A 21509-nucleotide genomic window follows, 5' to 3' on the forward strand; every position below is an offset into this window, starting at 1 on the left:
CCTTGCGTCACCTCGTCTTCCGGGTCTACGCCTGTCAGAGCGCCCAGCAGCACCGCCGCGTCAGCCACCGTTCGGGCCATGGGGCCTGCCGTATCCTGCGTATGCGATATCGGGATAATGCCGGCTCGGCTTACCAGGCCGATCGTCGGTTTGATCCCGACGATATTGTTCTGGCTGGCCGGGCTGATGATCGACCCGGAGGTCTCCGTGCCGATGGCGGCCGCGGCCAGATTCGCCGCCACCGCGCTGGCCGAGCCGGAGCTCGAGCCGCCGACAAACAGTTCGCCGGGCCCGTAAGGGTTCAGGCATAACCCGGCACGGCTGCTGTATCCCGACCACATCGTGCTGGACATAAAGTTGGCCCACTCGGTCATATTGGCTTTTCCGAGCAATACCGCCCCGGCAGCCCGCAATTTTTCCGCCACGAAGGAGTCCTTCACGGCTACCGAATCCGCCAGCGCCAGCGCCCCTGCGCTGGTATGCATCGCATCCCGCGTAGCAATGTTGTCCTTCAACAGAATCGGGATGCCGTGCAGCGGCCCGCGGGTGCCAATTTCGTACCGCTCTTCGTCGAGCGCCCGCGCGATATCCAGCGCCTCGGGATTCACTTCGATGATCGATTTCAGTTTTCCGTCAAACTGCCGGATTCGTTCCAAATACAGCTGGACCAGCTCTTCCGAGGTGATGGTGCCGGTATTCATCGCTTCCTGCATGCCGGCGATATCGGCCTCCACGATCCACTCAGCCGGGTTTATTGGACTGCTGCTCATTATAATCGCCCCCCTGGGTAAGCTGCCTTCGTCAGCATGTATCTGCTTACCATTTTTCGTAACACTTGATCTGTATAACCGCTTTTTCCTTTTGTATTCTATAGGCCGCTAGTATTTTGCAGCACGATGCGCCAGCCGTCCGGGTCACAGATGGTGATGCCGTTAACGTCCCAGTACGGGTTCTCGGCTTTGACAGCCGGGTAACCCATCTCCTGAAGACGCTGCGCGATGGCATTTCGCTTGTCGGCATCCGGTATGTAAAACACCAGTAGATTGTCCTCTGAAGGCGGCGGCACGGGAACCCCGTGTTCATGCTGCGTAAATTCAAGATGATAGGCGGAATCCGGCAAGCCGAACATCACGCCGTCATAGCCTTGATGCTGCTGAAATGAGCCGATGACCGGCAGTCCGAGCCCTTCAGGGTAGAACTGTTTGATTTTCTCGATTTGGTGCGTCGGGCGCGCCACCCGGAACTGAACGGCCGGCATCTGCTCCGACCAGACAGGGTTGTTGTCCATGATTGACCTCCTATATAGTAAAGTCATACCAACTCATTTCATTTTCAGGAAAGAAGGTACACTCAATGATTATTTACCAGGACCATCTGCAGGGAATCACGGAGTCATCGGTTGCCCCCGGCTTTTTCGACGGCTGGCCCAACCCGCCCTCGCCCGCTGTGCTGATCCGGCTGCTTGCGAACTCCACCTTTATCATACTGGCTATCGATGCTGATACCAAGCGAATGATTGGCTTTATTAATTGTTTATCAGACAAAGTATTAACGGCCTACATTCCTTTGCTTGAAGTGATTCCGGATTATCAAGGCCGGGGGATCGGCAAGGAGCTGACGGCACGGATGCTGGAGAGGCTGAAGGGGCTGTATATGGTGGATCTGCTGTGCGATCCGGATGTTCAGGAGTTTTACGCCCGTTTGGGTATGAAAAAAGCGACGGGCATGCTGATGAGGAACTACGAGCATCAATCAGGGGCCGAGCAATAGGCGGTCTCCGGGTCTTCCGAACTCGAGGAGGGTGTTCCCCATGGACGACTTCTTCCTGATACAGGCGCGTTTACACGCCTTCATTGTTCCCCTCCCGATTCGCCGGCAGGCTGCTTCAGCGCCTCCTCCAGCACCAGTCCCAATAAGGCATGATCAATGACATAACGAAACTCTTCAGGCTCCACCCAAATTCGGGCCAGGCACTCGTTTTCCCGGTTAAACGGCAGGCATTCCTCAATGTCCATCCGGTAAAACAGCTGGTAGCCGACCAGCGGATATTTGCCGTTCGGGTCAAAATGCTCGTTCTCCTCGTGGCTCACTTCCATCATTCCGATGTACACGGCACGGCCGCGGACGCTGCCTTCCTCCAGCACCTCGCGGTGAAACGCCTCCTCCGGCGTCTCGCCCGGCTCGACATGCCCGCCGGGGATATCAAAACCGCGCCCGTCCACATGAACGGCCAGCACGTTACCCCGCAGCATACAGATGCCGTGAACGCTGGTCACTTTGGCCGGATCCGGCATGTCCTTCGTTGGGATCCAGGTCAGCTTGACCGGCTGGCCGCCCCATTCTACGCGTATCGTTTGACTCACAGATATAATCCTCCTTCATTGCAGTGCACGATGCTTGCCGTCAGCCTCCGCTCATTTCCTCAATACAAAATGATGAGGGCAGCGGGCATTTGATTCTCTTTCCGCACTGCCCAAAGTACCTTAATATGGGAATGAATACTTGGGAGGTGACTACTATTCCTCGTAAACCACTATTAATATTATTTCTCCGCCGCCGCGCCCTGATCCTGCCCTCCGCACTCCTGGCCATTGTTCTGCTGCTCACGACACTGCCGGGATGCGGCAGCCGAGAATCAGGAAGCACTGGTGCACACAAGACGGTGCAAACCGGCATCTCGCATTCCTGGGCTTTTTCGTTTATCCGCTGGGATAGCCGTCTGTATCGGCTGACCGAGCTGCACTCCGTCGAACTCGGCACCCGCCTCGGAACCGTAGAAACCTACGCCGATGTCGAAGGCCACGAATACCACGGAACCTATTCCAACGTATACGAGGTGGGAACCGGCATATTTTCCATCCAGGGAACGGCTCCTGATCAGGCTATTGCCGTCCAATCCATGGATGGGATCGATGTGCTGATCGAGTCTACGCTGAAGGATCCCCCCGATTCGCTGAAGCCGGCCGAAACCGCCGATCCAAGCGAGCCGGACTCTTCCCGCTAGTCTTCCGGATTGATGATGGCCAGCACCTGATGATCCTCCCACTTGCCGTTGATCAGCACATTGCTGCGGGCGACGCCTTCACGGTGAAAGCCCGCCTTTTCGAGCACGCGGATGGATCCAAGGTTGCGTGGCATAACGCCAGCTTCGATCCGGTGAAGCCTAAGTTCCGTAAAAGCATAGTCAACCATTAGCCGCACGGCTTCGGTCATATAGCCCTTCCCATTTTCGGTCCGGTCCAGAAAACCCTTATATCTAAAAAAACCGACAGCCCGCTCTTGCAGGCCATCGGTTTTTTCGGGAAATGATCTCTATCGACAAGTGCATTGGCTTTATTTCCCGGCAATCCGCCGGTACGTCGCCTCATCGGCAACCACATACAGCCTCGCATCGGCCGGGATCGGCTCGCTTAACCGCCGGTTGATCGACATGTCGTTCCGGTCGGCCAACAGGGTGGCGCCCTGTCCTAGCAGAGCCTGAAACGCTTCGCCATAGGTTTTCCAGGCCGGATTGCACGGAACTTCGTAGATATCGTCCCCGTGCTCGCGGCTGATCAGCTGGCTGATCACCGCCGAATTCCCCTCCTGCAGCGCAGCCCGCACCGCCAGGCTGGAGATCGCATCGTGGGACAGCACGAATTCGTTGACCTGGACAAACCGGAAGTTCTGAATGTGCTTCTCGTGCATAATTTCCACCGTCGTGTGCACCTCGGGCGCGATCCGTTCGATACTGGAGGCGATCAGCAGCGACTTGCCATCGGTCAGCGATGTTTCCTCGATCCGGGTGTCGGCGAAAATAATAGCCGCCCGCGCCCGCTCAATCCCGGCCTTGATCAGCGTCTCCGCGGACGAAGGATCCCCGCTGACAAAATGCACCTGGTGCATCTGCAGCGCCGGATGGCGGTCCGTCTCATCGACGATGACGATCTGCGCCTTCGGGTCGTACGTGAGGATCTCGTCGATGGCGGACCTCGCCTTTCGGCTCCAATTGATTAAGATAACATGATTGCCTCCGTGAAAATTCAACGTTCCCGCCTCCCTCTGCCGCTGAATGCCCGCGATGGAATCGATGATTTTACCGATGACCAAGCTGAGCAGCCCTATACCGAAGATGTATAAAAACAGCGTAAATATTTTACCGGCTACCGTAGCAGCAAAGAAGTCGCCGTACCCGACCGTGGCCATCGTCGTCATGACCCAGTACAGGGCATTAAACCAGCTGTGAAAGGTAGACGGCTCAAGCAGATAGGCGATCGTTGCGCTCACCGTTACAAAAATAACAATAATCAGGCCAATCGTCGTTTTGCGCATCCGCATCATCCGGGCGGATAGCCGGAGGAAAAAATGCAGCGGTCTCACCCTCTCTTCAGCATGGCAGCTTGATCTACAGCTTTATACAATCAGGCTGCTGATGGCAAAAGCCATGCCGACGAACACCATGGACAAGAGGACGGCAACAGCCGTATTTCCCTTTTGCAGCTGCTCGGAAATTTTAAAGCCAGGGGTCACCAGCTCGAAAATCCAGTACACGGCGATCAGGCACACGTACCCGACGGCAAACCACATGGCCAAAAACCAAATGGACGTGTTCGTATAAGCCGCCACGCCGAGAATGATGGCCGTCCCCAAAAATTTGCCCCCAAGCGCGATGCCGACGGCCGTATTGCCTTTCTTCAGCTCTTCCATGTCCTTGAACGGCGTCATCCAGCTGAAGATCACCATCCCGAGCAGCTGCAGGATGATGATGACGATGACACTGACAACAATATTAACGACGACCATTAACTGGCCCACCCCCTGAATTTTGCGTATGCCGAATCGTAATCGGCGAAATCATGAACTTCCTCGAGTTTGACGGAAACTTTCTTCTTCTTCTCCAGTTCCTTGTAGCGCGCATCGTCGATCGGCTGCTTGATCCGGTTGCCGGAAGGCAGCTCCACGACCGCAAAGTCCCGCGTCTGATCCTTGTATTTTGTTTGGTATACGCCGACCAGGTCGACTTCGGTCGTCACGTTAACTTTTAGATTGGCCAAGTCTTTCTTGGCCTCCTCCTGCGTCTTGAACGTCTTGATCGTGTCCCAGGAGGACAGGCGGACGTCGGTCTTCTGGTTGGCACCGGTCGTCATCTCGGCGTCCATGTACTGCAAAGACCAAATTTTGTCCCCCGTAGCATAGTTGCCGTCGTTAGGCATCAGCTCGTTGTCCGGAAGGACCGTCATGTCGCTACCGATGAGATCGCCGACCGTTCCTTCGACAATCCGGTAATCCCAAGGAACCCGGGATACGTTCGTATCCTCCGACGTCGACACACTTGTATCGAATACGGAGGGTTCATTCGAGGAGCATGCGCTCAGCAGGAGCGCCGCCAGCAGGAACAGTCCCAGACCTGTCCGGAAGAACTTGTGGTAGGTCTTCATTTATTTCACTCCCATCGCGATAAAATGGCTCGTATTCCCCGTAATCAATCCGCCCGCTCTTCCGAGCAGCCCGCACGGCTGTCCGTTGATCACGAACATACCGGTCAGCAGGTGCCGCGGCCCTGCGGCGGTCTCAATCCGCGGGAGCTCCGCCCGCAGCTGATAGACGGACGGGAACAGGACGCTCGTGTCGAATCCGGCCTCGTCCTGGATATCCATCTCTCCTTGTTCGTTAAACATCCGCACCGACCCGCCCTCGCGGCCGAACATCGATTTGGACACATAACTTCCTGAGAACACGGGCTTATTGTAGGTTGGCAAAATATATTTCTCTACCGTCTCCTGCTCCCGCTCGTCAAACAGGAGGCCCAGCTCATACAGGCCCCATGCCGCCGCCAGCAGTCCTTTGGACTGCAGCAGGATGCTGTGTGGTCCGTTAAAAAGCGCAAGCCTGCCGGTCTCGATCGCATAGGCAAGCGCGTCCCCGCCGTCGTCGACGGCCATCCACTCCTTCGGGTACAGCGCGAACATCCGCTTGATTTCCCGGCCCGTCGCGTCCTTGACGATCCCCTCGTCGATCCACAGATCGAGGCAGTCGACACAGGTCACGGGAAGGCCGCTGTGCTTCACCAGCGCCTCGATCGTTCCCGAGTCCTCGAGGTGGCTGCCGTAGGCGACGCAGGCGGCGGTATCCGGGCGCTCCACGGCCCAGGCAGCCTTCACGAGCTCCTTCATCCGCCCGTTCGGCGTCGGAATTCCCGCTTCGCCGCACAGCCAGGGGGTCGCGATCGACGCTTCCACATAGCCAGTCGGCGTATCGGCGTTCAGCTCATACAGCTTGATGCTTCCGTCATGGCCGACCGCGTAATCGAACCGGGCGTAGCGGCTGATCAGACCTTGCCCTGGAATCGGACAGTCGTCCAGCATATCCCACAAAATCTGCGGAATGCCGATCAGCTCATACAGGTCGCGGCGCTTGTGCACATAGCGGACCGTCTTGTCGAGCACGCCCCACAGTCTCGAGGAGGCCTCCTCGAGTTCGCGGTACGTCTCCCCGTTCATGACGACGATCTGGTCCAACCAGTACTCCTCGTCTTCCAGATCGGCCCAGGCAAAGCCTAGCTGCCGCAGCTGCTCCACCCGCTTCGCGCGTTCGCCGGTTCCCGGGGCAAGCACCTCAAATACGCTGCTCATCCGCCAAAACCGCCGCTTCTGGAGCTGGAGTGGGAGCTCGAAGAGGAGCTGAATCCGCTTGACTTGCCGCCGATGCTGCCAGACGAAGACGACGTTCCTCTCCGGGTGATCGACCCGGTCGAAGTCGATGTCTTCGGACGCACCGTCGAGCCGACGACCGGCTTGTTCTGGAACGTGCCGCTGGTATAGGACCGCGGCTTATACGTTTGGCTGGTGCCGGTGTAGTACGTCGGCCGGCCGTTGTAATAGTTGGTGGTAGAATAGCTGGATCCGCTGTTGAACAGCATGTGGTACAGCAGCAGGTCATCCCAGCCGAATCCGGAATGAGCCGAGCCGTAATTGTTAATGACGGTCGTTCCGCCGCCCGACGATCCAGAACCTGTCGACGCCGATTGCCCCTCTTTGTCTTCCTCCGGCTGCTCCTTAAGCGGAATGTTCCAGTCCGCGTTTTTATCAAAATACTGTTTTACTTCCTCTGTCGACCAGGAGACCAGGATCGGTTCATCCGCCGCGGTCTGGTCACCTGATGTATTGGCCGACGCTCCGGCCGCTGTCGCTCCCGGGATCAGAAAGGCATTGGCCAGCAGCGCTACGCCCAGGGACGTGGACAATACCCGGGCTGCCTTCCCTTCAACCGGAAAACGTCTTGATCCGGATTCGTCGCTCCGCTTCGCCTTTTCTTCGTTTGCCATGATCGCATCTCCTTTTACCGAGTTCCCTGTTACTCGTTTCGTATCTGCACCAGCAAAAGCTCAAGCTTGCCGGTATCGACATTCAGCCTTCCCTCAATCGTTTCGTATTCCTTGCCGTCGACGACAATATAGTTGACATGCTCCAGCGCAGCCACCATATTCATGCCCCATCTGCGCTCTTCCATCGTCCGCAGGCTGCCGTTTGACATCTTCTCGACCAAAATGACATCCATCTCATTTCCCATTTTCGTTACACCCCTTATTTCATTTGCTTTGTACTTTACAGCATTTTTTTACGTCGGATCTTCCAGCCGGTTCCAAATGATTTTCACTTCCGACTATGAAAGGATGTACATATCCTCCCAAAACGCTCTCCATTCAAGCCTTGATGGCATTTTGTCAAATTTAAGTATAAATTGTCTGCTGCTGGAGGGAAACCAAAAGTTTGGGGTTTTTCCTGTTTTCCGAATCTTACCTGCCGACGCGATTGGAGAAATCGCAGTACGGTCAAATGATTCAGGGCATCGAACACAGCACTCGTGATGGAATAGAAAGTCGTTAGCGAGTCTTTTTGCCCGTGATAAAAGGCTGCCCCGGATTAAACGGAGCAGCCCCTTTGCCGCAGCGTTACTTTTATACGTATTGGGCCTGTCCCCGCGGGTGCGGACACGGTCAAGCGCGGAATGGCTCGCTTCAACCGGGGCCCAAACTCCCCTGAGCTCAGCCTCCCTTTTGCTTCGTCTTGTTGATCATCGCGCGGCTCTTCTCCAGGTAGTCCACCGACTGGTCATAGCTGCGGCTGGCGACACCCAGGTACAGCATGTCGATGATGTTCAGCTGGGTGATCCGGGAGGCGGTCGCCCCGCTGCGGATATCGTTTTCGGTCGATGATGTGTACAGCTGGATGTCGGCAATCTCGCTCAGCGGCGAGTTTCCGTATTTCGTAATGCAGATCGTCACCGCCCCCGCCTCCTTGGCGGCTTTCATTCCGGAGATGACATAGTCCGTTTTGCCGGAATACGAAATGCCGACGGCGGCATCCCGCTCCGTGAGCAGCACCGAAGAGGTCAGCTGCAGATGTGGGTCGGCAAACGAAAAGCTTGGCTTGTTGATCCGCAGAAACTTGTGCTGCGCATCCTGAGCAATGAGATTCGAGGCGCCGATCCCGAAGAAAAAAATCCGCTCCGCCCGGCCGAGCGCCTCGATCGCCCGTTCAACCATGTGCTTGTCCAGCACCTTAACCGTGTTGCGGATCGACTGAATATTGTTATTCGTCACATTATGAATAATGGCATCCACCGAGTCATGCGGGCGGATCTCCTGATACCCTCCGGGCTCCTCCTGGCTCCCGAGATAAAGTGATTTTAAAGATATCCGCACGCATCCGAGGTTCCTCCATCTCCGAGATCCGGCCTGGTTGTCGCCCGATGAGTCTGATGGTAGAATACACCTGATTTTACCAGTATGGTTTGGAACGAGCTGAGCCAAGAGAAAGGTGAGATGAGCTGAGATGAGTGTAGACATTTTACGTGCCCATGAGGCGGACGCGTAGGAAATCCTGCAGCTGCAGAAGCTGGCCTATACCGGTGAAGCCGAGCTGTACGGCGACTACGCGATTGAGCCCCTCGAAAGCATCGGATACCGCATGGTTCGGACCGCCGTCATTAACGGACAGCTGAGTTTAGTTTATATGGAGAAAGAATTGGAGAACCGGTAATTCCGGCCGGTTAAGCAGGACCCTATAAGCCGTTGGGAATTTTGAATCATGAGACATCATTAAAGGAGCCGTTTGCCATAGCGCAGACTGCTCCTTTTTTTGATTTCAGAAAGGATACGTGGCGGTTTGCAGGGTATCCGCTTATCGATGGTCAAACAGGATATCCGCGGTGAGTTGGATGTGTGACTTAAAAATCTCGACGGCACGATCCCCGTCACGGCTTACTACGGCATCCGCTAATGCCTTATGTTCGGCGCGGCCATCACGAACGGACTGCTGCGGGGGTGAATAATGCCGATAAAATTCGCTTAAATCCCACAAGCGTCTGCAAATATCCAGAAGCACCGGATTGGGACATGCAGCGATAAGTTCGTAATGAAATTGACGGTGAATGTCGGACCATTCTTCGCGAACGACGAGCTTTGGATGACCATCCTCGTACTCGGGTGTTTGCGATAGTTTATGGTGAACAGCGATGACATTGGATTCCCATGTGAGATCGCCGTGAGCGATGGACAGGCGTAAGGCTGCGGATTCATTGATCGATCGCGCTTCTATGATGCTTTTCAGTTCTTCTTCCGACGCCGTCTTCACGGAAAATCCGTGATTCGGGTTCTGTATGACGAGGCCTTGGGTCGCTAAACGGGTTAGCGCTTCCCGAACGACGGCAACCGAGACTTCGAAACCTTTGGCTAATTCCGAAACGGTTAATGGAGCGCCCGGTTCATATTGTCCGTCCAAAATATCATACCTCAGTTTTTTTGTGACATTTTCACTTAAAGTGGACGAACCGTTTCTTTTGGCCATGAAGTCGACACCATCCTTTATGCATATCGGGATTGTACACGTTTAAATAATTTACACCGAAACCTACAAAAAACAAGAAATAAATCGATAATTCTCAAACAAAACGATTTATATTTACAGAATCGATTCTTGTGTATATAATCGACTCATACAAAAAAGGAGGAGTTTACAATGAACAACAACCCATTTGCCAAATTGCCGGAAGTTGAAGCCTTTCGGTTAACAAGTAATGATATTGCGGAGGGCCTTCCCCTGCCTCCTCAGCACTACGCGTCTGGAGTGGAGGGCGGTAAAGATCTTTCGCCCCATTTGAAATGGTCCGGTGCGCCCGAAGGGACGAAGAGTTACGCCGTAACCGCATATGACCCGGATGCCCCGACCGGATCGGGCTTCTGGCACTGGGCCGTCATCAACATCCCTGCCAATGTCACCGAGCTGCCGACTGGCGCAGGCGACGAGCATAGCAGCGGTTTGCCGCAAGGCGCCCTTCAGCTGCCGAACGATGCCCGGCTCGAACGCTTTATCGGTGCGGCGCCTCCAGCGGGACATGGTCCACATCGGTATTATTTTGTCGTTCATGCGCTGGATGTCGAGGATATCGGCGTTGATCGCAGCGCCACGCCCGCTGTCTTAGGATTCACCATGCTGGGTCATACGCTGGGGAGAGCCGTGCTCGTGGCTACAGGGGAAAGCAAGTAACCCAAACCGTTTGTCGATGGAATGAAAAAAGAGTTTGTTTGCGTTGTTCCGGTATAGAGTATCGAGGCAGGAACCGCACCACAAATGCACCAAGCGAAGCCGAGTTAAGTACGGAGGTGGCTGTGAGATTGAACGATCCAATTCATCAAAGCATATGCCCCCTGTGCCATCAGCCAATTAAAGATTTGAAGCACACGATCATATGCGGCTGTGGGAGCAAAATTAAAAACACCCTCAAATTCAAATAACCCAGTAAGCAAAAAAGGTACCCGTACACTAAACACTTTTTGAAGTGTCAGTGTTCGGGTACCTTTTCAGTTCCCTAACCTTTTTTCTATAGCAAAACGGCGGCGCGGTTTACACCTGCGTTCGGTCTTCAACCTAACGCCGCTCCAGGCCAACCCTTTTCCTTATCTCGCTTCAATCTTTTTCTCTATACACCATTTGATCACGTACAAAAATGCTACGCACAACAGCCCTTCAAACACGATGGAGCCCCAGGTTTGCCAGGCAGACAGGAGACCCGGCAGCTCCCGGGCCAGCACGCCGGACTGAGAGCTCCACTCCAGATCCACGCTTCCGAACAACGCGGACGAATCCTGGCCGAACAGAAAGTCTTCAACATAAGACAGGACGATGGTCAGGACGATAAAAATCAGCAGTCCGATCCAAAACACGCCTTTGGTCACCAGGCTGCGCGCCAAGGCGATCGTCACATAAAAGGTCAAAAAGCCGTATACGAGCAGAAACAGATATTCGACAACGATCAGCACGATGGCCCAGACCGGTATCTGGCCGACCCAGCTGAATCCGCCCCCAAAGTTGACTACCATATAGGCAGTGAATGCCGCTCCAATTACGGTCAGCACCAGCGAGTTCAGCAGCCCGTACAGCAGGGAAGCTCCCACATAAGACAAGGCACCTACCGGAACGAGCCGGCGGCTGACCGTAGTGATGTTGTAGTCAAACACACGGAGGCTGGAAATGAAGTAAATCACCGCGACTGCGCCGAAGAACAGAACCGAGAGGACAATTTTGACTTCATCCGTGGCCTTGGACCAGAGGAGGACGAACTCGCACAGGAGGAGAATCGCCATCCCGCCAAGGAGCAGCGTCGCGTTGCGCTTTAAATCGTATTTTAACAGCTTGATCATTCGCCAAACACCTCTTTAAACAGATCGTCAATGCCTTTTCCACGGTTGATGCGGATGCTCTCGACTTCCTCGTGCAGGACGATGACGCCGTCTTGGATAAACATGACTTCATCAAAAATCCGCTCCATATCACGCACCAGATGCGTGCTGACAATCAGGCTGCTGTCTTCACTGTAGAATCGGACGATCGCGTCCAGAATTTTACCCCGGGCCACCGGATCCACGCCGCCGATCGGCTCGTCGAGCAGATACAGGTTCACTTGGCGGGAGAGGGCCAGCGTCAGCTGCAGCCGTTCGCCCATGCCCTTGGAAAGGGAGCTGACCCGGTCGTTCTCCTTCAAATTCATAAAGTCGAGCATCTCGCGTGCCTTTTCCAAGTCGAAATCCGCATAGAAATCCCGGTAAAAAGCAACCGCATCCTTCACCCGCATCCAGCTCTCCGTCAGCGGAAGGTCCGGCATATAAGAGATCAGGCTGCGCGTCTCCTTGCCCACCGGCTTGCCCAGCACGGAAATACTCCCCGCGGAAGGCGGCGTCAGCCCGGCGGCGATCCGCATCAGCGTGCTCTTCCCGCTGCCGTTCGACCCGAGCAGGCCGACGATCCGCCCCGGTCCGATGCGCAGTGACACGCTGTTCAGAGCCAGCTTGCCTCCGTATTTCTTGGATACGCCGTCAACTTTGAGCAGTGTTTCCACCCTTAGCCCCCTCCTTTACGCCTTGCTTTCGGTCCTCCGCGACCGCCTCGCTTACGATGGAGACGATGTCTTGATTTTTGAACCCCAGCTCCTGCATGCCATGGATAAACTGGTGAAGCAATTCGCCCGCCATTTCCTTTTTAATCGCCATAATCTTCGATTCCTCGCTTGTCACATATCTTCCCAGCCCGCGCCGGGTCTCTACGACTTCCTCGCGTTCCAGCTCCTGAAACGTTCGCTGGATCGTGTTCGGGTTGATCTGCAGGTCGGCCGCCAGTTCCCTTACGGAAGGGATTTTATCGCCCGGCTGCAGAATGCCTGAGACAATTTGTCTCTTAATATGGTTCATGATTTGCAGATAGATCGGCAAATTGTTGTCGAATTCAATACTCACTTCAGGACAGACTCCTTTCGCCGTCAGCTTACGTTCCCGCGCATCAGGCTATATCACGTTTCTTAAACGTAACAAAGCTGGCGACAAGAAACAAGACGAGATATGCCGCCAGAACGGCGATGGAAAAGCCCAGGCTCATCCCCTGAATCGGTGCGTGTCCGCCCTGACTGTACACCGACAGGTCTGCGTTCGGGAACAGCACGTATTTATAGAAGCTTTTCGGAATAACGATTCCGCTGAACATCACCGAGGCCATGCCTACGCCCATCGCGGCACCCGTCGACCGGGTCAGCACCCCCATCATAAAGGCCAGCGTCATGAAAATGATGCTGTACACCAGCGTGCTGCCTCCGGCCACCAGCACATCCCGCCAGCCGGCTTCCCCTGCATCCGTGCCGAAGAAGAACGCGCCCGCTGCGAAGCTCAGCACCGTCAGCCATACGGCCAGCGACAGTGTAAACAGGACGGCCGCCGTGTACTTGGATGCCAGAACTGCGGACCGGCTCTGCCCGCGGATCAGCAGGAACTTGATCGTTCCTTGGCCGTGCTCCCCGGATACGATGCCGGCCGTGAAGATGATCGCCAGCATGGCCGTCATTTGGCCAAATCCGCTCATTCCCGACATCAACACCGTATAATCCAGGGCGCTCGCCCCTGTCATCATCTCGCCACCCCAACGCTTCAGAATCCAGCCCAGGGCGATCGCGGCCACCGCAGCGATGGCATAAGGAATGAAGAAGCTGCGCTTCTTGGCCATCTTGAGCCATTCGTTGACCACCAGCAAAGAAAAACTACGCAATTTGGTTTCCTCCCGTCCATTTCAGGAATTCGTCTTCTAGAGACTGCTTGAGCTCGGTAATGAGGTAAATCGGGATCCGGCCGGTGCCCAGCCGCTCCACTACCCCCGGAATGTCCTTGTACTGCAAGGAAAGTATCAGCTCGCTTTGTTCCGGATTCACCGCCAGTACCTCGGCCAGATCCAGCCCTTCGAGCAGTCTCTTCGCCTCTTCGAGGCGGCCGACGCGGAACATGACGCGCATCGCTTCCTGCTGCCCCGGCTGCTCCGCTTCCCCGCTGCCTCCGCCAATGGAGCGGACCGTCACCAGCTTGCCGTCTTGAATGACGACGACCCGGCTGCACAGCTGCTCCATTTCAAGCAGGAGGTGACTCGACACCAGGATGGAGATGCCTTCTTCGCGGGCGATATTTTTGAGATAGTCGCGCATCTCCCGGATGCCCGCCGGATCCAGGCCGTTCGTCGGCTCATCCAGAATCAGGACCGATGGCTCATGCAGCAGCGCCTGGGCGATACCGAGCCGCTGGCGCATGCCGAGCGAGTAGGCTTTCACTTTCTTCTTCATGGCCTGCTCCAGCCCCACGAGCCGGACAACCTCGTCGATCCGCTCCCGGCTGATCCATGGATTCATCCGCTGATACTGCTTCAAATTATCGTATCCGGTCATATACGGGTAGAACTCCGGGTTTTCGATAATCGCCCCGATATGGCGGATCGCCTGCTTCCAGTCGCGGCGGATGCTGCTCCCGCGGACCAGCACATCTCCTTCCGTCATCCCGATCAATCCGGCGATCATGCGGATGGTTGTCGTCTTGCCCGCACCGTTGGGCCCCAGCAGGCCTACCACTTCGCCTTTATGCACATCAAAAGAAAGCTGGCTGACGATCCACTTGCTTCCGATCCGTTTCGATACCCCTTGGAGTGAAAGAACCGGCGCATCGGCATCCGCCTGCATATTTGTTCGATGGTTCATGATCACAACTCCCTTGTATTAGTGTTATAGTTGGATAGTACACTAGAACATTAAGATTGTAAAGCCCAATCATTTTGTTTCGGAGTAAATTCTCTTTGTGTCACTCCGACCAAGCCGCGCAGTTTGTAGGGAAATTTGAGACCATCGAAAAATTATAAATGTTTCCAGAAAAAAACGGCGACCACTCTCCGGTTGAATACCGGGGAGCGATCGCCGTGCAGCGTGATCCTCTTTTATACTTTTCAATCGGTGCAGGCCGTTCTCTCATGTAACAAACTGGTTTTTATTATAAAACGGCCCATCTACTAGTTACGCTTCAAACATTACCGTTAAAGCGCTCTTCGGCGGCATTTTAAGCTGTAATGCCTCTTTTCCGTGCAGCCGAACAGCTACACTCTCCGATGCTTCGCTGTCGTTAAACATAACGGCTGCAATAGAGCCATCCGTATTTTTAAAGGCAACGGAACGGATCAGATCATTGCTGGTCGAAGCAATACGCCGCGCTTTCGGACGGATCCCTTTGCTGAAATGCGCCAGCGCGTAGTAGTCCAGCGTATAGGTTAGTTCCTTCGTCTGTTGATTCACGGTCACAATACCGCGACAGGTGCTTGTACCAAAGCCGGGTACGGTAGGGCCGTTCTTCTCATCCAGTGCCATATTCCACAAGACGTAAGACTTGCTATGATTGCGGAGAATCTCGATACCTGTTCGCATGACATTCGAGAAGGCTTGCTCAAACGGCGGAATCCACTCCCCGCCTGACCCTTCCGTGAAATGAACCTCTTTATCAGGGAAAGCTTCGAATACGTCCGATTGAGCTGACGGCTTACCGCCGTACCAGTGCCAAGCGACACCATCCACCGCATCGCCGGCCTGCTCAAGCACCGTCAGCGGGTAGTCGGGTTTATCCCAATTGTGATCATAGCAGAGAATTTTCGTATCGATATGATTCTTCACGAATTGCGGCTTCAGGTGATTCTTAATAAAATCACTTTGTGCCTCGGGCAGCATGATCATGCCGGGATAGTGACCTGGTGAATACAAGGCCTCATTTTGTGGTGTAACCGCATAGATAGGCAGACCTTTTGATGCATACTCCTGAATATAACGGACGAAATAATTGGCATAAACCGAATAGCACTCTTGCTTCAGCTCCCCGCCGATCATCGACCCGCTAGTCTTCATCCAGCCAGGCGGACTCCAAGGCGAACCCATCAGCTTGATATCCGGATTCAATCGCAGCGCTTCCTGCAGGAGTGGAATAATATCATCCTCATCGTGTGCAATGGAAAACTGCTTCAGCTCCATATCGGACTGGCCTTCCGGCAGATCATTATAACTGTAGAAGTCACGTGCATAATCAGATGCGCCCATGGGCTGGCGCAGTACCGACAAACCAATCCCTTCGTTCGGATCAAACAATTGGGTCATAAGCTCCGAACGCTGCTCGGCCCCCAGTACTTGATGAATCAGATAAGCCGCGGAATCCGTGAAGGACGCGCCAAAGCCATCCATCTCCTGATACGTCTGCTCCTCATCGATAACAACCGTATTCAGCAGCGCAGTGGGAGATACAGGCGAAAGCTCCTCCTTGGTTTTCTTAATGAATAATTCCTTTTCCCCATTCGACTGGTAGATTGTCATGTTCAACATGTTGTTCCCTCCAGATTTCTATATATCGTTTCCTATCCGTGAACGCTTATTTCAGCCCAAGCTTTTCTTTGTTCGCTTTCATCTTCTCATTGCGAACCTCCACGATTTTGTCCCAATTGTTACTGTCCAGGAACTTTTTATATTCATTCAAGAGGCTATCAAACGCAGCATCATCCTTCGAGCGAATCATACTTATGAGTGTTGAGTTCCATTTCGTATTGATTGCAGCCAAAGAACGCGCTTCCGGTGTGCCTTGGTCAGGGTTGATATTTCCAGAATAAAGTGTGGTACCAGCTTTCCTTTACCCCATTCCTGCATTTGCTTGATGGCATCCGGGAATGCGTCACCACTGAGCGCTTTGTGGCGGTCATGGCCAAAGAACATGAATTCGCCCATGCGGTAATCCTTTTTAAAAGAATCCGGGTTGTTCAACTGAAGCTCCTTCACAGCAGGCAGGAACTCGACCTTTCCATCCGCGTTCACTTTATAGGTCTCGCCTTCAATACCATAGTTCATCAGCATTTGTCCTTCTTCGCTTAACAAGTAGGTGAAGAGCTGAATCGATTTAGCGGGATCCACATTATTTTTCGTAATAAAGCTGATCATCCAGCCTGTGATCCCGGATTGGTTCAGTGTCGGTGAATGCAAGGCCGTGCTTTGGGGTCCGTCAATCGCGATATACTCTTTGCCTTTATTATTACTGTAGAAGCTTTGCAGGTTGCCGCCCTGCTGCGGTGTTCCATCCAGCAAAATGGTTGCATATTTGCCGGCCTTGACCTTTTCTTCAAAAGCTGTTCCGTCATCGGCAAAGCTGTCATCGCTGATCGCCCCGGCTCTGTATACGGAATTAAGCGTCTTTACCCAAGTTAAATAGTCTTCATCGAGGTTACGGTTATAGAATCCGCCATTCTTGTCTTCCAGCGGCACGCCGATGAAGTCCTGAAGCGTATCGCCAAGCGATCCTGTTCCTTCACCAATGGAGTTGAACCCGAATGGAATCAGGTCAGGGAATTTATTCTTGATATCCTGGAGGACAGCCTGAAATTGTTCTGGTGTGCCCATGACCGGCTTACCCAGGGCTTCGTAAACATCCTTACGGATGATAAATGCCGTTTTCGCAGGTATATTGCCGCTGTCATAGTCCTTTTGTGTATTGGAATAGTTCGGATATCCGTATGTTTTGCCGTCCTTGAGCTGGAACCATTTGAGTGTGTCTTGAGCAGCGACTTTGTTGAAGTAGGGATCATATTTCTCTGCCAGATCATTTAACGGCAGCGCCCATGTGGCCGCTTTTTGTACCACCGGGGAGTTGGAGTCAAACGTTGTGATCAAATCCGGCATTTCCCCGCCGGCAAAAAACGTGTTCAATTTGGTATCGTCACCCGTGATGAACTTGATATTGATATTCAGATCTTCCTTGATTTTCTTGGTGACGACGTCCTTGCCGAAATCCGTATTCCACCAATCCGCATTTACATACCAAGTCAGGTTGGTTACCTCTTCTTTTTTATCCTGCTTCCAGGCCGGAGTCTCGGCATCCGGTGTATAACGGTCTTCGATCGAAACCCAATTCTCCTTCTTTGAGCCGGACTTGCCGCCCGATCCGCTGCAGCCACTTACAACCAATACAACACTCATCAATACAGTAAACAGTGTGAGTCCTTTCTTTCCAAAAGCTTTGTTCGTAAACATCCTGTACCCTCCCTTTTAATTAAAGCGCTTTCTTGATAGAGCCTGTGTCTTTACAGCCAGCTTCATTTTCACTTATTCCTTGACTGCCCCAAGCATCATCCCCGAGATAAAATATCTTTGCAATATCGGATACATCACAACAATCGGCAGTGTTGTTACGACGATTGTTGCTAGTTGGACCCCTTTCGTGGTGGTTTGAATCGCTACCGAACCGATATTTTGCATCGATTGCGTCTGAGACTGCACAATAATTTCATACAGCATCATCTGTAAGGGATATAGCGATTGGTCGGTGATATACAGTTTCGTGGTCATAAAATCGTTCCATTGCCCTACCCCGTTAAACAGGGCGATTGTGGCCATGGCCGGCATAGAAAGAGGAATGAATATGCTCAGAAAAACTCTCCAGTCGCCACCGCCGTCGATCTTCGCCGACTCTTCCAGCGAATCGGGCACATTGCGGAAGAAATTCATCAGGATGATGACATCATAGAAGCTTAAGAGAGCTGGAATAATATAAACCCAGAAGGTGTTTAGCAGGCCCAAGCTTTTAATCAATAAGTAGGTCGGAATCATACCGCCCGAGAAAAACATGGTGATGACACCCATCGCAACGTAGAACTTGCGGCCGCGGACGTATTTTTTGCTCAGGCCATAACCTACCATGGCACAGAAGAATACATGGGTGATAACCCCGATCACGGTTTTGGCAACCGAGATGAAAAAGGCCTGCCATATGCCTGTATCTCTGAATACAGCCTGATAATTTTCAAGAGATAATTCCTTAGGCCAGAAGATAAACCCGCCCTCGGCAAGGGCCCTGCCCGAACTGAAGGATGAAACGACGACGTTCCATAACGGAACGACAATAATAATCGTAAATACAACCAATAGGATGATGTTGATCGTATCAAAGATTTTGCTATCGAGATCCCCTTTTGCTGCTTTCAAATTCACCGTAATGCCTCCCCCTGCATGGCCTATAGAACGGATTGATTATCATTTAGTTTGCTGGTCACCTTATTAGCCGTAACGAGCAGAATGACCGATATGATGGATACTCCTAAACCAACCGCGGTGGCATAAGAGAAATCCCCTTGCGTCATCCCCATCCGGTACACGTACGAGTTAATGACTTCTGCCTTTTCCCGGTTCTGTGAATTCATGAGCACCAAGGTTTGATCCAAATTCGACCCCAATAAACCGCTTACAGTCAAGATCAGATTTAAGCTGATAATCATCTTCATGTTAGGCAGTGTGATGTTCCAGATTTGTCTGAGGCGACTCGCACCATCGATTTTTGCGGCTTCATAGTAGGTAGGATCAATCTTGGACATGACCGCCAAGTACAGAATCGTCCCCCATCCAGCTTCCTTCCAGATATCCGATAAGGTCGCGGCGGCTGCGAGATCAGCCCTAAGCCAAGCAGCACTTCGTTAAGTAAACCGGAGGTGGAGAACCAGGTAATGAGCATTCCGCCCAGCACGATCCATGACAAGAAGTGAGGCAGATACGAAATGGTCTGTACGAACTTTTTGAACCGGCCCATGCTAACCTCGTAAATCATAATGGCCAGAATGATCGGAATGACAAAGCCCACCGCCAATTTCAAAAAGCTGATGCCCAGCGTGTTGATTACGGAATCCCAAAAGTACTTGTCCGATATAATAATTTTGAAATTGTCCAGGCCAACCCACGGAGCGGAATCCAGCGTATCAATGACGGTGTAATTTTTGAAAGCAATGGATAAACCATAAATCGGTATGTAGCAAAAAATAAACATAAAGATAATACCGGGAAGAATCATCGATTGAAGCTCCCATTGCCGCTTGAAATCAATGAAAAACTCCTTGATTCTCTGCCCTCGCGGCTTCTTTCCGGTTGATTGAACCGGGCCTGTGCCGGTTGGCTGAACTAAAACTGTTTTGCCCACCTGGTAAGCCTCCTTTGATCACAAAATGACAGACTTAAATAAAAACGTTTTTATTTTTTGGCAAAAAATATCCTCCTATTTTGTATCATTTTTAAAAAAAGAATCGGAATAATCATCAGCCCTTTCACTTAAACCGGTTTATTCCGACTGATCTTCACATGACTGGTGCCGCGAACGACAAGCTCCCCAGGCAATTTCTGAGTCTTGCCTTGCTCTTTCTTCTGAATCATGCGAACCAGGTGATCCACTGCCAGAATGCCTTGTCTGGCAATCTGATTGCGTACGGTCGATAGAGGCGGTGTAAAATACTGTGCAATATCAATATCATCAAAGCCCACGACGCTTATATCTTGGGGAACCTCGTATCCCAGAGATTTCAGGGCCCGAATACAACCGATGGCACTCACGTCGTTACCGGCAAGAAAAGCATCCGGCACTTTGTCGGGGTGTAAGTGAAGAAAGGATTTCACAGCGTTATAGGAGCCTTCTTCCTCAAAATAACCTTGCAGGATATAGTCTCCATCGATGGGAAACTGACACTCGCGCAGTGCAGCCAGATATCCTTCTTTCCGCTGAACGCTGTCAAACATCGTATCCACGCCGGAAATATAAGCAATCTTCTTATGCCCCAGGCTGATCAAATATTTAGTCGCTTCATAACCGGCCTCATAGGAGTCGAAAATGATGCTGCCCATCGTCTCTTTCTGAATCTCGCGATCCAGAAACACGGCATTGATCTTGTCTTTCTCCATAGCGGCGATGTCTTTATCGTCGATCCTCAGCTCTTCGAATATGATGACACCATCCACCCGGCCGCCCATAATATTGCTCATGATAACCTGCTTATCCTTCGTAATAAACACATTCAATCCGTAACCCAGACGGTCGCATTCATGTGACATCGACTCGACCAGCGTGTAGAAGTAAGGCCCTGCCACGCTTGTTGTAAAGAAGCCAAGCATCTTGGTCTTCCCCGACTTCAGCAGCTTCCCGTTCAGGTTCGGTACATAATTTAATTGTTCTGCCACCTTCAGAACATGTGATTTGGTCTCCGGTGTCAATACATCTACGTCATTCAATGCATTCGAAACCGTAGAAATGGAGACTCCGGCCGCTTTAGCCACATCCTTGATCGTTACCTTACCCATATAACCATTCTTCCTTTGCTATAAAAACGTTTTTATGTACATAAAATACCATACAAGCGCTTTCAACACAATCCTTTTTTTAGTAAGCCGGAAAACAAACCAAAAGACCGCCCACTTTACGTGAACGGTCCACTGAGCCTGCCTTCCATACCAACGATGAAGTTCTACTGTTTAAGATATCGTTAAACATGCTTATTGTTTATTCTAATAATCGGCAAACCCCAGTTTCTCCAGCACCGCCATGCGCTCCAGCAGCTTCACACCGCTCAGCTGGGTGCTCAGGGATACCGGTTCTGCCGGCGCCTGGCTCCAGTCCGTTCCGAACAGGCATGCGGCGCTTCGCCCGGCGTCCCACAGCACGCCCGCATTTGCGGCGAGCATCGGGACGGCAAGCCGGGCCGCCTCCTCCGAGGCCAGGCTCAGCTCAGCCAGGTAGCGGACCAGGATGCCTTTGAACAGGCCGCCGTCCCCGCTTCCTTCGTCCGGGAACACGCCGTCATCCGCGGCAAGCTCTGCCTTGGCGGCCTCGGCCGTGCGCAGAGCAT

At 52.9% G+C, this 21509-nt stretch carries 23 protein-coding genes and 3 pseudogenes; 3 read left to right on the forward strand and 23 right to left on the reverse strand.

The annotated features are described in order from the left end of the window. Nucleotides 1-770 (reverse strand): amidase family protein (locus CPT76_RS40910; RefSeq protein WP_258169010.1); only part of this gene is annotated, 770 nt, incomplete at its 3' end. Between the two features lie 98 nt (nt 771-868). After that, nucleotides 869-1288 carry a VOC family protein gene (locus CPT76_RS31785; protein ID WP_105445728.1) on the reverse strand — a complete coding sequence of 140 codons (420 nt, stop codon included), beginning with the start codon at nt 1286-1288 and terminating at the stop codon, nt 869-871. Between the two features lie 65 nt (nt 1289-1353). Here CPT76_RS31785 and CPT76_RS31790 point away from each other — a divergent pair, with 65 nt between their 5' ends. Next, nucleotides 1354-1770: a GNAT family N-acetyltransferase gene (locus CPT76_RS31790; protein WP_105445729.1), complete on the forward strand. Its 417-nt coding sequence runs from the start codon at nt 1354-1356 to the stop codon at nt 1768-1770. 80 nt (nt 1771-1850) lie between these two features. Here the strand turns inward: CPT76_RS31790 and CPT76_RS31795 are convergent, their stop codons facing one another. Further along, entirely contained in the window at nt 1851-2363 is a 513-nt protein-coding gene (locus tag CPT76_RS31795) for an NUDIX domain-containing protein (protein ID WP_258169011.1), read from the reverse strand. A gap of 146 nt (nt 2364-2509) precedes the next feature. Here CPT76_RS31795 and CPT76_RS31800 point away from each other — a divergent pair, with 146 nt between their 5' ends. Continuing rightward, on the forward strand, nt 2510-3004 hold the full coding sequence (locus tag CPT76_RS31800) for a hypothetical protein (RefSeq protein ID WP_146116493.1): 495 nt from the start codon (nt 2510-2512) through the stop codon (nt 3002-3004). Here CPT76_RS31800 and CPT76_RS31805 read toward each other — a convergent pair. The 9 genes and pseudogenes from CPT76_RS31805 to CPT76_RS31850 all read right to left on the reverse strand — a co-directional run. Continuing rightward, nucleotides 3001-3246: pseudogene (locus CPT76_RS31805) on the reverse strand (GNAT family N-acetyltransferase); the annotation flags it as partial. The gene CPT76_RS31800 and the pseudogene CPT76_RS31805 sit on opposite strands and share 4 nt — an antisense overlap. 87 nt (nt 3247-3333) lie before the next feature. Next, nucleotides 3334-4311, reverse strand: a complete 978-nt coding sequence (locus CPT76_RS31810) for a potassium channel family protein (protein ID WP_374954752.1) — start codon at nt 4309-4311, stop codon at nt 3334-3336. Between the two features lie 81 nt (nt 4312-4392). Next, nucleotides 4393-4782, reverse strand: coding sequence for a DUF350 domain-containing protein (locus CPT76_RS31815; protein ID WP_105445732.1), 390 nt, complete (start codon nt 4780-4782; stop codon nt 4393-4395). Beyond that, nucleotides 4782-5417: a hypothetical protein gene (locus CPT76_RS31820; RefSeq protein ID WP_105445733.1), complete on the reverse strand. Its 636-nt coding sequence runs from the start codon at nt 5415-5417 to the stop codon at nt 4782-4784. Before CPT76_RS31820 ends, CPT76_RS31815 begins: the two co-directional genes overlap by 1 nt. Continuing rightward, nucleotides 5418-6611, reverse strand: coding sequence for a glutathionylspermidine synthase family protein (locus CPT76_RS31825; protein ID WP_105445734.1), 1194 nt, complete (start codon nt 6609-6611; stop codon nt 5418-5420). After that, nucleotides 6608-7303, reverse strand: coding sequence for a hypothetical protein (locus CPT76_RS31830; protein ID WP_105445735.1), 696 nt, complete (start codon nt 7301-7303; stop codon nt 6608-6610). Before CPT76_RS31830 ends, CPT76_RS31825 begins: the two co-directional genes overlap by 4 nt. A gap of 29 nt (nt 7304-7332) precedes the next feature. Further along, on the reverse strand, nt 7333-7548 hold the full coding sequence (locus tag CPT76_RS31835) for a hypothetical protein (RefSeq protein WP_105445736.1): 216 nt from the start codon (nt 7546-7548) through the stop codon (nt 7333-7335). Between the two features lie 475 nt (nt 7549-8023). Then, nucleotides 8024-8683, reverse strand: a complete 660-nt coding sequence (locus tag CPT76_RS31840; protein WP_258169012.1) for a MurR/RpiR family transcriptional regulator — start codon at nt 8681-8683, stop codon at nt 8024-8026. Between the two features lie 478 nt (nt 8684-9161). Further along, nucleotides 9162-9827 (reverse strand): GntR family transcriptional regulator, encoded by a 666-nt coding sequence (locus CPT76_RS31850; RefSeq protein WP_105445738.1) that lies wholly within the window; start codon nt 9825-9827, stop codon nt 9162-9164. A 171-nt stretch (nt 9828-9998) separates the two neighbouring features. On the opposite strand from CPT76_RS31850, the gene CPT76_RS31855 reads away from it, so the two are divergent. Further along, nucleotides 9999-10526 (forward strand): YbhB/YbcL family Raf kinase inhibitor-like protein, encoded by a 528-nt coding sequence (locus tag CPT76_RS31855; RefSeq protein WP_105445739.1) that lies wholly within the window; start codon nt 9999-10001, stop codon nt 10524-10526. Between the two features lie 410 nt (nt 10527-10936). On the opposite strand, the gene CPT76_RS31860 is transcribed toward CPT76_RS31855, so the two are convergent. From CPT76_RS31860 to CPT76_RS31910, 11 genes and pseudogenes are all read right to left on the reverse strand, one after another. Next, the gene (locus tag CPT76_RS31860; RefSeq protein ID WP_105445740.1) at nt 10937-11680 is read right to left on the reverse strand and encodes a hypothetical protein; all 744 of its coding nucleotides are present in this window, start codon (nt 11678-11680) and stop codon (nt 10937-10939) included. Then, on the reverse strand, nt 11677-12375 hold the full coding sequence (locus tag CPT76_RS31865) for an ABC transporter ATP-binding protein (protein WP_105445741.1): 699 nt from the start codon (nt 12373-12375) through the stop codon (nt 11677-11679). Before CPT76_RS31865 ends, CPT76_RS31860 begins: the two co-directional genes overlap by 4 nt. Next, nucleotides 12353-12769, reverse strand: a complete 417-nt coding sequence (locus tag CPT76_RS31870) for a GntR family transcriptional regulator (protein WP_076172765.1) — start codon at nt 12767-12769, stop codon at nt 12353-12355. The genes CPT76_RS31865 and CPT76_RS31870 overlap by 23 nt, the downstream gene beginning before the upstream one ends. Before the next feature lie 43 nt (nt 12770-12812). Further along, nucleotides 12813-13568, reverse strand: coding sequence for an ABC transporter permease (locus tag CPT76_RS31875; protein WP_105445742.1), 756 nt, complete (start codon nt 13566-13568; stop codon nt 12813-12815). Further along, nucleotides 13561-14538: an ABC transporter ATP-binding protein gene (locus tag CPT76_RS31880; RefSeq protein WP_234489559.1), complete on the reverse strand. Its 978-nt coding sequence runs from the start codon at nt 14536-14538 to the stop codon at nt 13561-13563. The genes CPT76_RS31875 and CPT76_RS31880 overlap by 8 nt, the downstream gene beginning before the upstream one ends. Nucleotides 14539-14847: 309 nt before the next feature. Continuing rightward, nucleotides 14848-16191, reverse strand: a complete 1344-nt coding sequence (locus CPT76_RS31885) for a glycoside hydrolase family 30 protein (protein WP_105445743.1) — start codon at nt 16189-16191, stop codon at nt 14848-14850. Between the two features lie 192 nt (nt 16192-16383). Continuing rightward, entirely contained in the window at nt 16384-17883 is a 1500-nt protein-coding gene (locus tag CPT76_RS31890; protein WP_258169013.1) for a type 2 periplasmic-binding domain-containing protein, read from the reverse strand. Nucleotides 17884-17955: 72 nt separating this feature from the next. Continuing rightward, on the reverse strand, nt 17956-18840 hold the full coding sequence (locus tag CPT76_RS31895) for a carbohydrate ABC transporter permease (RefSeq protein ID WP_089549172.1): 885 nt from the start codon (nt 18838-18840) through the stop codon (nt 17956-17958). Nucleotides 18841-18863: 23 nt separating this feature from the next. After that, nucleotides 18864-19816, reverse strand: a pseudogene (locus tag CPT76_RS31900) (ABC transporter permease). Between the two features lie 128 nt (nt 19817-19944). Next, nucleotides 19945-20964 carry a LacI family DNA-binding transcriptional regulator gene (locus tag CPT76_RS31905; RefSeq protein WP_105445744.1) on the reverse strand — a complete coding sequence of 340 codons (1020 nt, stop codon included), beginning with the start codon at nt 20962-20964 and terminating at the stop codon, nt 19945-19947. 204 nt (nt 20965-21168) lie between these two features. Continuing rightward, nucleotides 21169-21509: pseudogene (locus tag CPT76_RS31910) on the reverse strand (glycoside hydrolase family 76 protein); the annotation flags it as partial.

Source organism: Paenibacillus sp. AR247 (genome assembly GCF_002968895.1).
In the GTDB taxonomy this organism is placed as follows: Bacteria; Bacillota; Bacilli; order Paenibacillales; family Paenibacillaceae; genus Paenibacillus_AQ; species Paenibacillus_AQ favisporus.